Source organism: Streptomyces sp. HSW2009, from assembly GCF_040240285.1.
Taxonomy (GTDB): Bacteria; Actinomycetota; Actinomycetes; order Streptomycetales; family Streptomycetaceae; genus Streptomyces.
Genome location: NZ_JBEHZD010000189.1, coordinates 1 through 13,136, shown reverse-complemented (window position 1 = coordinate 13,136; position 13,136 = coordinate 1). Strand labels below are relative to the sequence as shown.

At 75.0% G+C, this 13,136-nt stretch carries 8 protein-coding genes and 1 pseudogene; 8 read left to right on the top strand and 1 reads right to left on the bottom strand.

The features are described from left to right. Window positions 1-495: 495 nt before the first annotated feature. Window positions 496-1,005, bottom strand: coding sequence for an Lrp/AsnC family transcriptional regulator (locus AAHZ94_RS16215; RefSeq protein WP_502964688.1), 510 nt, complete (start codon window positions 1,003-1,005; stop codon window positions 496-498). A gap of 151 nt (window positions 1,006-1,156) precedes the next feature. Here AAHZ94_RS16215 and pdhA point away from each other — a divergent pair, with 151 nt between their 5' ends. From pdhA to AAHZ94_RS16175, 8 genes and pseudogenes are all read left to right on the top strand, one after another. Beyond that, window positions 1,157-2,296 carry a pyruvate dehydrogenase (acetyl-transferring) E1 component subunit alpha gene (pdhA, locus tag AAHZ94_RS16210; protein WP_349993592.1) on the top strand — a complete coding sequence of 380 codons (1,140 nt, stop codon included), beginning with the start codon at window positions 1,157-1,159 and terminating at the stop codon, window positions 2,294-2,296. Next, window positions 2,293-3,369 carry an alpha-ketoacid dehydrogenase subunit beta gene (locus tag AAHZ94_RS16205; RefSeq protein WP_349993591.1) on the top strand — a complete coding sequence of 359 codons (1,077 nt, stop codon included), beginning with the start codon at window positions 2,293-2,295 and terminating at the stop codon, window positions 3,367-3,369. The genes pdhA and AAHZ94_RS16205 overlap by 4 nt, the downstream gene beginning before the upstream one ends. Beyond that, a complete protein-coding gene (locus AAHZ94_RS16200) occupies window positions 3,369-5,225 on the top strand; it encodes a dihydrolipoamide acetyltransferase family protein (protein WP_349993590.1) in 1,857 nt (618 codons plus the stop codon). Before AAHZ94_RS16205 ends, AAHZ94_RS16200 begins: the two co-directional genes overlap by 1 nt. A 302-nt stretch (window positions 5,226-5,527) precedes the next feature. Then, on the top strand, window positions 5,528-6,478 hold the full coding sequence (locus tag AAHZ94_RS16195) for an NTP transferase domain-containing protein (protein WP_349993589.1): 951 nt from the start codon (window positions 5,528-5,530) through the stop codon (window positions 6,476-6,478). A 119-nt stretch (window positions 6,479-6,597) separates the two neighbouring features. Next, complete coding sequence (locus AAHZ94_RS16190) at window positions 6,598-9,036, top strand: molybdopterin molybdotransferase MoeA (protein ID WP_502964689.1); 2,439 nt, start codon at window positions 6,598-6,600, stop codon at window positions 9,034-9,036. Continuing rightward, the gene (locus AAHZ94_RS16185) at window positions 9,033-10,091 is read left to right on the top strand and encodes a potassium channel family protein (RefSeq protein WP_349993588.1); all 1,059 of its coding nucleotides are present in this window, start codon (window positions 9,033-9,035) and stop codon (window positions 10,089-10,091) included. Before AAHZ94_RS16190 ends, AAHZ94_RS16185 begins: the two co-directional genes overlap by 4 nt. A 35-nt stretch (window positions 10,092-10,126) precedes the next feature. Further along, window positions 10,127-11,107, top strand: a complete 981-nt coding sequence (locus tag AAHZ94_RS16180; RefSeq protein WP_349993587.1) for an NAD(P)H-quinone oxidoreductase — start codon at window positions 10,127-10,129, stop codon at window positions 11,105-11,107. A gap of 884 nt (window positions 11,108-11,991) precedes the next feature. Further along, window positions 11,992-13,136 (top strand): annotated as a pseudogene (locus tag AAHZ94_RS16175) (hypothetical protein); the annotation flags it as partial.

The following is a 13,136-nucleotide window of genomic DNA, read 5'->3' as shown; positions in this document are numbered from 1 at the left end:
GGGTGGCTGGGTAGTCAGTGCTGGTCCCGCGCGCGGTAGGAACCTGTCGGCGGGGAGCCCCGTCAGATGCTGCGAGGGCCCCGCGCCCCCCCCGGGGGGGCCCGGGGCGCGGGGGGGGGGGCGGGGGCGGGGCCCCCGGGGGGGGGGGGGCCCCCGCCCCCCCCCCCCCCGGCTCGGCCGCGGCAGGGGCGTGGGTCACCCGGCCTTTCGCGTACGGGGCGGGCGGGCGAGGTGAGTGAGGCGGGCGGTGCGGGGTGTGTTCGGGTGCGGCCCGGCCACCGCACCGCGCGCTCCACGCCCTCACCTCCACCCGCCGCCACTCATCTCCGCAGCGCCGCCACTCATCTCCGCACCGGCGCCGGTCACCCTCACCTCCACCCGCCCCCCCCTATCCCCGTACTGTCATCGGTCACCCTCACCCACACCCGTCGCCACTCATGCCCCACCCGTCACCGACCGCCGGCCACCCGTCGCCCCGGGCCCGTCGTCGGGGCGCTACGGCTCCAGGTCGAGGTCCGTTTCCTCGAAGACCAGCAGGGTGCGGGTGCTGAGGACCTCGGGGATGGCCTGGATGCGGGTGAGGACCAGTTCGCGCAAGGCCCTGTTGTCGGCCGTGTGGACCAGGAGCAGTACGTCGAAGTCGCCGCTCACCAGGGCGATGTGGGCGGTGCCCGGTAGCTCTTGCAGCTTTTCGCGGACCGTCCGCCAGGAGTTCTGCACGATCTTCAGCGTGATGTAGGCGGATGCCGCCTGACCTGCGCGTTCCTGGTTGATCCTGGCACTGAAGCCGCGGATGACGCCATCGTCGATGAGCCGGTTGATGCGGGCGTAGGCATTGGCCCGCGATATGTGCACCTGCTCGGCCACGGACCGTACCGAGGCCCGGCCGTCCTGCTGGAGCATCCGCAGGATGTCGCGGTCGATCGGGTCGAGCGGCCGGGCGGGGAAGTGCTCGCCCGGATTGGCCATCTGTTCGTCTGACACGCGGTCCCGCCTCTCCTCCATGGACGCACTGCGCTCATCTCAGGCTGTGGAGAACCGTTTGTCCACAGGCTAGGCCCGCCTGTAGCCAAAATGACGAGTCGACCGAACAATCGGTAGGGAGGCGCACGGCACACCGCTGCGCCTGGATGCAGCCCAAGAGGAGGTGCTCGACATGACGGTTCTTGAGCAGCCCGGCGCCTACCGGCCCACCCCGCCACCGGCGTGGCAGCCTCGTACCGACCCTGCGCCGTTGCTTCCCGACGCGCAGCCGTACCGCCTCCTGGGGACGGAGGCCGCGGCCGACACCGATCCGGGGCTGCTGCTGTCGCTCTATGCCGAGTTGGTCCGCGGCCGGCGGTACAACGCGCAGGCCACGGCCCTGACCCGGCAGGGCAGGCTGGCGGTGTATCCGTCCTCGACCGGGCAGGAGGCGTGCGAGGTCGCCGCCGGTCTCGTACTCGCCGAACAGGACTGGCTCTTCCCCAGTTACCGGGACACCCTCGCGGTCATCGCGCGGGGCGTCGATCCGGCGGCGGCGCTGACCCTGCTGCGCGGTGACTGGCACACCGGGTACGACCCGGCCGAGCACCGGGCCGCGCCGCTGAGCACGCCGCTGGCCACCCAGTTGCCGCACGCCGTGGGCCTGGCGCACGCGGCGCGGCTGAAGGGCGATGACGTGGTGGCGCTGGCCATGGTCGGCGACGGCGGCACCAGCGAGGGCGACTTCCACGAGGCGCTGAACTTCGCGGCGGTCTGGCAGGCGCCGGTGGTCTTCCTCGTGCAGAACAACGGGTTCGCCATCTCCGTACCGTTGGCGAAGCAGACCGCGGCGCCCTCGCTCGCGCACAAGGGCGTGGGGTACGGGATGCCGGGGCGGCTCGTCGACGGCAACGACGCCGTCGCGGTGCATGCGGTGTTGTCGCAGGCCGTGGAGCGGGCGCGGGCGGGCGGCGGGCCGACCCTGATCGAGGCCGTGACCTACCGCATGGAGGCGCACACCAACGCCGACGACGCGACCCGCTACCGCACGGACGCCGAGGTGGAGGCGTGGCGCGCGCACGACCCGATCGCCCTGGTCGAGGGCGAGTTGCGGGCGCGGGGGCTGCTCACCGACGAGGTGGTCGAGCAGGCCAAGGAGGCGGCCGAGCAGTTGGCCGGCCGGCTCCGCGACCGGTTGAACGGGGATGCGGTGCTCGATCCGATGGATCTGTTTGCGCATGTCTACGCCGACCAGACGAGCCAACTGCGCGAGCAGGCGGCCCAACTGCGTGCCGAACTCGACGCGGAGTTCGAGCCGGAGGAGGAACGATGACGACCGCGGCTGCCCCCGCCACCCAGGCCCCGACCGGACGCAAGCCGGCCAGCATGGCGCAGGCGCTCAGCCGGGCCCTGCGCGACGCGATGGCCGATGACCCGACCGTGCACGTGATGGGCGAGGACGTCGGCACGCTCGGGGGCGTCTTCCGGATCACCGACGGCCTCGCCGAGGAGTTCGGCGAGGCGCGCTGCACGGACACCCCGCTGGCCGAGGCCGGCATCCTGGGCACGGCGGTCGGCATGGCGATGTACGGGCTGCGGCCCGTCGTGGAGATGCAGTTCGACGCGTTCGCCTACCCGGCGTTCGAGCAGTTGGTCAGCCATGTCTCCCGGATGCGCAACCGCACCAGGGGCGCCGTGCCGATGCCGCTGACCATCCGCATCCCGTACGGCGGTGGGATCGGCGGCGTCGAGCACCACAGCGACTCGTCCGAGGCGTACTACATGGCGACGCCGGGCCTGCACGTGGTCGCCCCGGCGACCGTCGCCGACGCGTACGGGCTGCTGCGCGAGTCCATCGCGTCCGACGATCCGGTGATCTTCCTGGAGCCGAAGCGGCTGTACTGGTCGAAGGCGGACTGGACGCCGGACGAGCCGGAGCAGGTGGCGCCGATCGGGCGGGCCGTCGTCCGCCGCGCCGGCCGCAGCGCGACCCTGATCACCTACGGGCCCTCGGTGCCGGTCTGCCTGGAGGCGGCCGATGCGGCCCTGGCCGAAGGGTGGGACCTGGAGGTCATCGACCTGCGGTCGCTGGTGCCCTTCGACGACGCGACGGTGTGCGCGTCGGTGCGGCGCACCGGTCGGGCGGTGGTGGTGCACGAGTCCACCGGGTTCGGCGGGCCCGGCGGGGAGATCGCCGCGCGGATCACCGAGCGCTGCTTCCACCACCTGGAGGCGCCGGTGTTGCGGGTGGCGGGGTTCGACATCCCGTACCCGCCGCCGATGTTGGAGCGGCACCATCTGCCCGGTGTGGACCGGGTGTTGGACGCGGTGGCCAGGCTCCAGTGGGAGGCGGACTGGCAGCCCGGCGCCGGCGGCGACGAGCGTCGGGCCGGGGGTGCGTACTGATGGCCGTGGTCCGCGAATTCGCCCTGCCCGACCTTGGGGAAGGGCTCACCGAGGCGGAGATCGTGCGCTGGTTGGTGGCCGTTGGTGATGTGGTGGCCATCGACCAGCCGGTGGTGGAGGTCGAGACGGCGAAGGCGATGGTGGAGGTGCCGTGCCCGTACGCGGGCGTGGTGACCGCGCGGTTCGGCGACGAGGGAGCGGAACTGCCGGTCGGCGCGGCCCTGTTGATGGTGGCGGTGAGCGACCCGGCCAGCGTGCCGGGGCCGGACGGGCTGCCGACTGCGGGGCCGGGGAGCGGTGGGGCGTCCGGGGCCGGTGGTTCCGGCGGTGGTCCTGACGGTGGTTCGGGTGGTGGTTCGGGCCGGGCCGGTGGGGCGCGGGAGGGCGCGGCCGGGGACGAGGCGTCCGGAAACGTGCTCGTGGGGTACGGGACGGGGGCGCCGGCCGGCCGCCGGCGCAGGTTGCGGGCGGCACCGCGAGGCGTAGGCGCCTGGCACACGGCGGGGCAGGTCGCATCGCCGCAGGTCAGCGAGGTGGGTGGCGGCGCGGTGCCGCAGCGCGTGGCCGTTGGTGCGGGCCGGGTGGATGCGGCGGAGGTGGCCGCCGTGGGTGCGGCGGTCGTACGGGCGGCCCCCCCCCGGGGGCGGGCGGCGGGGCGGCCGGGCGCGCGGCCGGCGGGTGTGGAGGTCGCGGCGGGCGCGGGCCCCGGGGCGGCGGACGCGGATGTGGACGCGGACGCGGACGCGGGTGTGGGTGGGCGTACCGTGCCGGTGATTTCGCCGCTGGTGCGGCGGCTGGCTCGGGAACACCTGCTTGACCTGCGACAACTGTCAGGTTCCGGGCCCGCAGGGTTGATTCTGCGCGCGGATGTGGAGCGCGCGATAGCGGCGGCGCGGGAGGCGGGCGCGGCGGTGCACGCCGGCACGGGCGTGGGCGCGGGCGCAAGTGCCGCCGAGGGTGTGGCGGCTGTAGCTGCCGCCGGGACGGTGCCCGCGGGCGGTGCCGGGGCGCCGGCGGCCTCGGGCTCCGGGGTTGTGGCGACCGGGGTGCGGGAGTCCGCGCCAGGTACGGCGGTGGCGTCGGCACCGGGTGGCGATGCGGCACGGTCGGCTACGGCTATGGCTTCGGGTGCGCTGGCGCGCGCCGCAGCCGGTGCGGGGGTGCGGGAGGCGGCGCGCATACCGCTGCGCGGGGTGCGTGGTGCGGTGGCCGAAAAGCTGTCCCGTAGCCGTGCGGAGATCCCCGATGCGACCTGCTGGGTCGACGCGGACGCCACCGAACTCCTCGCGGCCAGGGCCGCGATGAACGCGGCCGGCGGACCGAAGGTCTCGCTGCTCGCCGTGCTGGCCAGGATCTGTACGGCGGCGCTCGCCCGGTTCCCCGAGCTGAACGCGCGGGTGGACACCGAAGCGCGCGAGATCGTGCGGCTGGCCGGGGTGGCCCTGGGGTTCGCCGCGCAGACCGACCGTGGCCTGATGGTGCCCGTCGTGCATGACGCGCACCTGCGGGACGCGGTGGAGCTCTCCGCGGAGTTCGCCCGGCTCACGGAGCAGGCGCGCATCGGCCGGCTCACCCCGGCCGAACTCACCGGTGGCACCTTCACGCTCAACAACTACGGGGTGTTCGGCGTGGACGGCTCCACGCCGATCATCAACCACCCCGAGGCGGCGATGCTGGGCGTGGGCCGCATAGTCGAGCGGCCCTGGGTGCACGGCGGGGAACTGGCGGTGCGCCGAGTCGTCCAACTCTCGCTCACCTTCGACCACCGGGTGTGCGACGGCGGCACCGCCGGCGGGTTCCTGCGCTACGTGGCCGACTGCGTCGAGCAGCCTGCGGTGCTGTTGCGGACGGTGTAGAGGAGGGGCGGCCGGCTCTGTTGGCCCGTCACATCGTCGGCAGGTGGGCGCCGCTGGTCTGCGGGTTTGTTTGCCCGTCGGCCCGGCAGACCGGCGGCTGGTCGCTGTTGCTGGTTGCGTTGGTTGGTTGCTTTGTCGGTCCCTCGGTCCCGCGGCCCGCTGGTTGGCCGAGGGACGGAGGGGTGGGGACGGGCGGATGGGGTCGGGTGGTGCGGAGGGAGCGCGGAGGGGTGGGAGCGTCGGTGGTGTGGGTGTGGGGTCCGGGCGGTGGGGGCGGGTGTGGGGCGGCCATACTCGGGCGCATGACGGGTGAGGACGAGGGCGGACGGGTGACGTACGACGCCGTGGTGCTGGCCGGCGGGGGAGCGCGCCGGCTCGGTGGGGCGGACAAGCCGTCGCTGCGGGTCGGGGGGCGTTCCCTGCTCGACCGGGTGCTGGGCGCCTGCGGTGCGGCGGGGCGCACGGTGGTGGTCGGGCCGCGGCGGCCGACGGTGCGGCCGGTCCACTGGGTACGGGAGGACCCGCCGGGCGGCGGACCGGTGGCCGGCCTCGCAGCCGGGATGCGGCACGTGGTGGCCGATACCGTCCTCGTACTCTCCGCTGACCTGCCGTTTCTGACCCCGGATGCGGTACGGGAACTGGTGGCGATGCCGCCGGAGTGCGAGGGGCAGCAGCTCCTTGACGCGCAGGGGCGGGAGCAGCCGCTGGTCGCCGCGTACCGGACCGAGCCGCTGCGGCGGGAACTCGGCCTGCTGTACGCGGAGCACGGCGGGTTGTCCGGGTTGCCGCTGCGGCTGTTGCTGGGCGAACTGCGGTTGTCGCGGCTGCCCGGGCACGTGGAGGCGGCGTTCGACTGCGACACCTGGGACACGGTGGGCGCCGCCCGGGCGCGGATCAGGGAGCATGACCGTGTGCTTGCTGAATGGATCGAGACGGTTAAGGCGGAACTCGGTATCGACCTCGACGTCGATACGGCGGCCCTGCTCGACCTGGCCAGGGACGCGGCGCACGGCGTGGCGCGCCCCGCCGCGCCGCTGACCACGTTCCTCGTGGGGTACGCAGCGGGGCGGGCCGCAGGTGAGGGCAGAGAGGCGGTGGCCGAGGCGACCCGCAAGGCGACGGCGCTGGCCGTGCGCTGGGCGGAGGAGAGCGCGCCTGCGACGCCGGACGGTACGGGAGGGCCAGCAGGGCCGGCCGGGCCCGGGGGCTCGCCCGGGGCGGCGGGCCAGGGGCCGACCGGAGAGCCGAGGTAGCGGGCGACATGACGGGCCGACGACGTACGGGTGCGGCGGGTTCGGCGGGGGCCGCGGGACAGGGGCAGGAGCACGGGCCCGGGCACGGTGCGGGGCGGGCGGGGCACGCTGGGGCGGCGGTGAGTTGGCCGGCGGCCCGGGCGGTCGCGGCGGGGGCGGCCGGTGGGCCGTTGCCGGCGGCACCCACCCCGCCTGGCGAGGCGCTCGGCCGGGTGTTGGCCGAACCCCTGACGGCCCTGACCGACCTGCCGCCCTTCGACACCTCGGCCATGGACGGGTGGGCCGTCGCGGGGCCGGGCCCCTGGCGGTTGCCGGCGCACGGCCAGGGCGTACTGGCCGGGCACGCGCGCCCCGAACCATTGGAGGACGGCCAGGCCGTACGGATCGCCACCGGGGCCAGGACACCACCGGGCGCCACCGCCGTGTTGCGCAGCGAACACGGCATGGTGCGCGACGAACGGGCCGCCCGGGTCGACGGCCCGCCACCCGGTGCCGAGGCGCCGCGTGGCACGGGGATGTCCGAGTCCGAGTCCGAGGCATCTCGTACACCCGACGCATCTGGCGTGCCCGGTGCCGCCGACGTACCCCACGCCGCCGCGATGCCCGGAGCACCCGGGCCGGTTGACCCGTCCGACACCCACGCCCACACCACCACCCACGCCAACGCCAACACCCACGCCAACGCCAACCGCCACGCCGCGGGCGCAGAAGTGGGCGCAGAAGCAGGGGCGGTCGGTGGGGGTTCGGCGCGTGGGGACGGCGGATGGTTGTACGCGGCGCCGGCGTGGCCCGTGCAGTTGGGGCAGGACATTCGGCCGCGGGGGCAGGAGTGCGGCCGGGGCGACGCGTTGTTGCCCGCGGGGACGTCCGTGACGCCGGCCGTGGTGGGGCTCGCGGCGGCGGCCGGATACGACGCGTTGCCGACGGTGCGCCGGCCGCGGGCCGAAGTCCTGGTGCTGGGCGATGAGTTGTTGCGCACGGGGTTGCCGCGCGACGGGCTGATCCGCGATGCGCTCGGTCCGATGCTCGGGCCCTGGTTGCAGGCGCTCGGTGCGGACGTGCTGGCCACGCGCTGGCTGGGCGACGACGCGGAGGCGCTGCACGGGGCGGTGGCGCGGTCGACGGCCGATCTGGTGATCACAACGGGCGGTACGGCCGGCGGTCCGGTCGACCACGTGCACCCGGTGTTGCGGCGACTCGGTGCGGAACTGCTGGTCGACGGGGTCGCGGTACGGCCTGGGCACCCCATGTTGCTGGCCAGGTTGGACGGGCACCGGCATCTCGTGGGCCTGCCGGGCAATCCGCTGGCCGCGGTGTCCGGCCTGCTCACCCTCGCCGAACCGCTGCTGCGCACGCTCGCCGCCCGGCCCCAGGCCGCGACCGTGGCGGCCGGCCGTGCGTGTACGGGCCCGGCCCGTTCGGACGTGCCGTACGACGTGGACGCCGACCCGCACGTGTCGTACGCGGGACCTGCGGGCGCCGGCGCGGGGTACGGCGGTCCCGTCGGTGACGGTGCGCCGTACCGGGCCGGGGGGCCGGGCGGTGCGGTGGTCGAGCGGGTGCCGCTGGTGGCCGAGGTGCCCTGGCACCCGCGCGACACCCGGCTGGTGCCGGTGCGGCGGCGGGCCGGCGGGGTGGCGCCGCTCCACTTCAACGGGCCGGCGATGTTGCGCGGGGTGGCGGTGGCCGACGGAATGGCCGTGATCCCACCCGGCGGGGCGGAACCCGGAACGGAGGTCGAAGTCCTCGGGCTCCCCTGGTCAGGCTCCGGCAATACGGGGGTTTGGCCTGGTCAGAGCCATGGTGAGGGCGGTCGGGGGCAGGGCCGTGACGAGGGCCAGGTACTCGGTCAGGGCCGGGACGACGGTCGGGGCCGTGGTGACGTGCAGGGGCCTGGCCAGGGCCGTGATGACGGGCGAGACCGTGATGACGACCAGCCTCGCCACCCTGATCAGCCCGGCTGCCTCGATCAGCCTCGCCACCCTGATCAGCCCGGCTGCCTCGATCAGCCTCGCCACCCTGATCAGCCCGGCCACCCCGACCAGCCCGGCCGACCCGACCAACTCCACCACCCCGACCAGCCCGGCCACCTTGACCAACCCCACCACCCCGATCAGCCCCGCCAACCCAACCACCCCGGCCAGTCCAACCAACTCCACCGATTCAACCGACCCAACCAACCCAACCCACCCCACCTGCCAGACCAACCAGACCAACCAGACCAACCCGGCTCATCGACCCAGTTCCTCCGTGAGTCGGAGGCAGCCGGGCCCGCGCCGCACGGCGCGACATCCCCGTACGGCGCGTACGACGCGACACCCCCACCCCCACCCCCACCCCCGGAGGCCGGCGCGACGACCCCACCCGGCCCGGCGGGTCACCCCGCTCCGACCCCGGCAGGTCAGACCACCCCGGCCGCCGGCACGGCGCCCACCGGGGCATCCGATGCCAGGACCCGACGCGGCGCGGGGGACGTGGTGGGCGTACGCTCGCCGTTGCTCCCGCGCTCCGGAAGCGATGTCAGAACCGAAATCCAGCCGCCCGGAGGAACCGCGTGAAGCTGCCCTCGCACGACGCGGCAGCGCGTAACCAGGAACCCGTCTCGCACCACGTGCAGTTGCCGCGCAACCTTCCCGCGGGGCCGCTACGGCAGGTGGGGCGGCGGTTGCTGATCGCGCTGCTGGTGATGGTGGTGACGGTGTTGCTGGTGTACCTGGACCGCGACGGGTACTACGACAACGCCGACGACTCCGTCGACTTCCTCGACTCCGTCTACTACTCGACCGTCACGCTGTCGACGACCGGGTACGGCGACATCGTGCCGCACAGCGACAGCGCGCGGCTGATCAACGTGTTGCTGGTCACGCCGTTGCGCGTGCTGTTCCTGATCATCCTGGTCGGCACCACGCTGGAGGTGCTGACCGAGCGCACCCGCGAGCAGTTCCGTCTCAACCGCTGGAGGAGCGCCTTGCGCGACCACACCATCGTCGTCGGGTTCGGCACCAAGGGCCGTTCTGCCGTGCAGACGCTCTGTGCGACCGGGCTGCGGAAGGACCAGGTCGTGGTGGTCGACCCGAACCACAAGGTCATCGAGTCGGCCAACGCGGAGGGGTTCGCGGGCGTGGTCGGCGACGCGACGCGCAGCGACGTGCTGTTGCGGGCGGAGGGGCAGCGGGCCCGACAGTTCGTCATCGCCACCCAGCGCGATGACACGGCGGTCCTGGTCACCCTCACCGCGCGGCAGTTGAACAAGGGCGCCAACATCGTCGCCGCGGTCCGCGAGGAGGAGAACGCGCCGCTGCTCAAGCAGTCCGGCGCCGACGCGGTGATCACCAGCGCCAGCGCCGCCGGCCGGCTGCTCGGCCTGTCCGTGCACAGCCCGAGCGCGGGCGCCGTCATGGAGGACCTGATCCAGCAGGGCAGCGGCCTGGACCTGATCGAGCGTCCGGTGGTCAAGTCGGAGGTCGGCAAGCAGGTCAGGGAGACGGAGGACCTGGTGGTGACCGTGTTGCGCGGCCACCGGCTGCTGGGTTACGACAACCCGGAGGCCAGCCCGTTGCAGGCCACCGACCGGCTGATCGTCGTCGTCCGGGCCCGGCCGCCCGTGGAGTAGTGGGGCGGGACCGGTGCGGGAGTAGCCTCGCGGGCATGCGTGCGATTACGGTTCCCGAGCCAGGTGGACCCGAGGCCCTCGTGTGGGCCGAGGTTCCCGACCCCGAGCCCGCTGAGGGCGAAGTACTCGTCGAGGTGGCGGCCAGCGCCGTCAACCGCGCCGACGTGCTGCAACGGCAGGGCTTCTACGATCCGCCGCCGGGCGCGGCGCCCTACCCGGGGCTTGAGTGCGCCGGCCGCATCGTCGCCGTCGGACCGGGCGGCGGGGGCGGCTGGTCGGTCGGCGACGAGGTGTGTGCGCTGCTCGGCGGCGGCGGGTACGCGGAGCGGGTCGCGGTGCCGACCGGGCAACTGCTGCCGGTGCCGGCCGGACTCGACGTGGCGTCGGCTGCGGCGCTCCCCGAGGTGGTTTCCACCGTTTGGTCCAACGTCTTCATGGTTTCTCATCTGCGTCCCGGCGAGACCCTGCTGGTGCACGGCGGCTCCAGCGGCATCGGCACGATGGCGATCCAACTCGCGAAGGCGATCGGCGCGCGGGTCGCGGTCACGGCAGGCAGCGCGGAGAAGCTCGCCGCCTGCGCCGAACTCGGCGCGGACGTGCTGATCAACTACCGCGAACAGGACTTCGTCACCGAACTGCACGGCGCCACCGACGGTGCGGGCGCCGACGTCATCCTCGACGTCGTCGGCGCGAAGTACCTGGATGCCAACGTCCGCGCGCTCGCCGTCAACGGCCGGCTCGCGGTCATCGGCCTCCAGGGCGGCGCGACGGGCGAAGTCAACCTGCGGGCCCTGCTCGGCAAGCGGGCCGCGATCACCGCCACCTCGCTGCGCGCGCGCCCGCTCGCGGAGAAGGCGGCGATCATCGCGGCGGTGCGGGAACACGTGTGGCCGCTGATCGAAAGCGGCCGGGTACGGCCGGTCATCGACCGCACCCTCCCGATGAGCGAGGCCCCCGAGGCCCACCGAATCCTGGAGTCCAGCAGCCACATCGGCAAGATCCTCCTGACGACCTGACGACCTGACGACCTGACGACCTGATGCCCTGACGGGTTGCGCGCCGGCGCTCTTGCCCGCTTGCCCGCCTGCCCGTCCGGCGCCCCGCAGATCCACTGCCCTGCGCCCTGCTGCCCTGCTGTCCTGCCGCCCCCGCTGCCCCGCTGACCTGGGCGTCCATCGGCCGGCTGGTGCACCGTCCCGCCCGCCCCGACCGCGGTCACCCTGCGGGCTGCTGCCCCGCGCCGACCGCGGTACGGGCCGGGCGGGGTGTACCCGACGGGCGGAGCACGACCCGAGCGGGTACGGGCCGGGCAGGGCACACCCGACGGGCGGAGCACACCCGACGGGCGGAGCACCACCCGAGCCCGCACCACCCGCACCCGCACCCTTCGCACGCGCGTCACCCACCCGCACCCCTCCAAACCTCGCGCTCCCCCGTCACACCCTGCGCCCCCGTCACACCCTCAGTGCACCCCCGCGCCCCTCCGCCCTTCGAGGCACCCGCCCGCGCACCCGGCCGCCGCCCCGGCTGCCCGTACCCCGCCGTCCCCCGTCCCCCGTACGGCCCATGCGCGTCGGCCCGGATTCCCGTACGTGCCGTGGCTCCCGCGACTGGCCGCGCCCGCGTCATCCGCGCCACCCACCCCATTCACTTCACCCACCTAACCTGGGGACCTCGGCTGGCCGCGCTCGCGGTGCTGACCGTGCTGGCCTGCCCGTACGACATGGGGGCGAGGCGGCGTCGGCTCGGCGAGCGGCCTCGTGTGTGGGGCCGGGGGCCGGGCCCGTACGGCGAGTTGGGGCGCGGGGCGGGGGTGCGCCGAGATGCCGGTGGGGGCGCGGCGTGTGAGGCTGAGAGCTGTCAGCCGTTCGATGGATGACGGTACGAAAGGGACACGGACGTGGTCTCAGTGAACCTGCGCCGTTCACGACGTACGACCGCACGGCGCGAGGACGTTCCGCGACCAGACACCCCCATTCCCACCCCCACCACCTCCGGGCCCGCCGCCCCACCCGCTCGCCCCGGCCCGCGTAACACCACCCCGGCCAACGGGCCGACCCCGGCCAACGGGTCCGCCCAGACCAGCAGCCTCACCCTGGCCAACCGCATCGCCCGGGCCAACGGGCCCGCCCAGGACAACCACCCCGCCCCGGACAACCCACCACCCCCCAGCGGTCATCTGCCCCACGCCACGCGGGCGTTCGGCGCGCGGTGCGGGGAGCGTGGTGCGGGGTGCCCGGGTCGTTCCCGGGTGTGGCGTACGGGTTGGCGGGCGGGGCGGCGTACGGGTTGGTGGGCCGGCTGGGTGGGTGGCGTCTGCGGGGTGGTGCTCGCGGTGGCGGGGCCGGCGACGGTCGTGGTGGCGGTGCCCGCGGGGCCGCCCGGGCCGTCCGGGGCGCGGCTGGCGGGAAGCGCACAGGGCGAGGGGCGGGCGCACCCGGGCCGCCACCTCGTGCCCCGCGGCGACCGCCCGACCCACCCCGTACGGCCCGGCGACCCGCTGCGCCCGACCCGCCCCGACCCGGCGACCATGCCGGGCACCTCCACCAGGCCCCACGGCGAGCGCCCCGGCCGCCCCGCCGACCACGACCACACCCATGACCACGGCCGTCCCACGGACCACGGCCGCGACCGCCCGGACCACGGCCAGCACCACGGCAGGCCCGAAGGGCACGGCGAGTCGCCCACCGACCCGGGCCGGACCGGCCACGACACGGGGCCGGGCCGGCCGGCCGGCGGGGCCGGCGCGGCCGGCCGCGCGGCGCCCGGCCGCCCCGCCCCCCCCCCCCCGGCGGCCGCCCCCGCCCCCCCCCCCCCGGCCGGCGGTGACGGCGAGGACGGCAGCGCGGAGACCGGCCGCCCGGACCCCCGACCCGATGCGGACGCCGACGGCCACCCGCCCACCGACGGGGACGCCACCGAGACCGACGGGCCGACCGGGGGGCACTCCGCCACGTCGAGCACCGCGCCACCCCGCTCCGCCGATGCCACGGCCGCCGGCGAGGTGCCGGGCCCGCGGGACGGTCGGCCCTCCGGCGACCCGCC

Excerpts from the sequence above, each read along its gene's own strand:
- pdhA (WP_349993592.1), top strand. The coding sequence starts at position 1,157 with ATGACGGTTCTTGAGCAGCCCGGCGCCTACCGGCCCACCCCGCCACCG.
- AAHZ94_RS16195 (WP_349993589.1), top strand. The coding sequence starts at position 5,528 with ATGACGGGTGAGGACGAGGGCGGACGGGTGACGTACGACGCCGTGGTG.
- AAHZ94_RS16205 (WP_349993591.1), top strand. The coding sequence starts at position 2,293 with ATGACGACCGCGGCTGCCCCCGCCACCCAGGCCCCGACCGGACGCAAG.
- AAHZ94_RS16200 (WP_349993590.1), top strand. The coding sequence starts at position 3,369 with ATGGCCGTGGTCCGCGAATTCGCCCTGCCCGACCTTGGGGAAGGGCTC.
- AAHZ94_RS16180 (WP_349993587.1), top strand. The coding sequence starts at position 10,127 with ATGCGTGCGATTACGGTTCCCGAGCCAGGTGGACCCGAGGCCCTCGTG.
- AAHZ94_RS16215 (WP_502964688.1), bottom strand. The coding sequence starts at position 1,005 with ATGGAGGAGAGGCGGGACCGCGTGTCAGACGAACAGATGGCCAATCCG.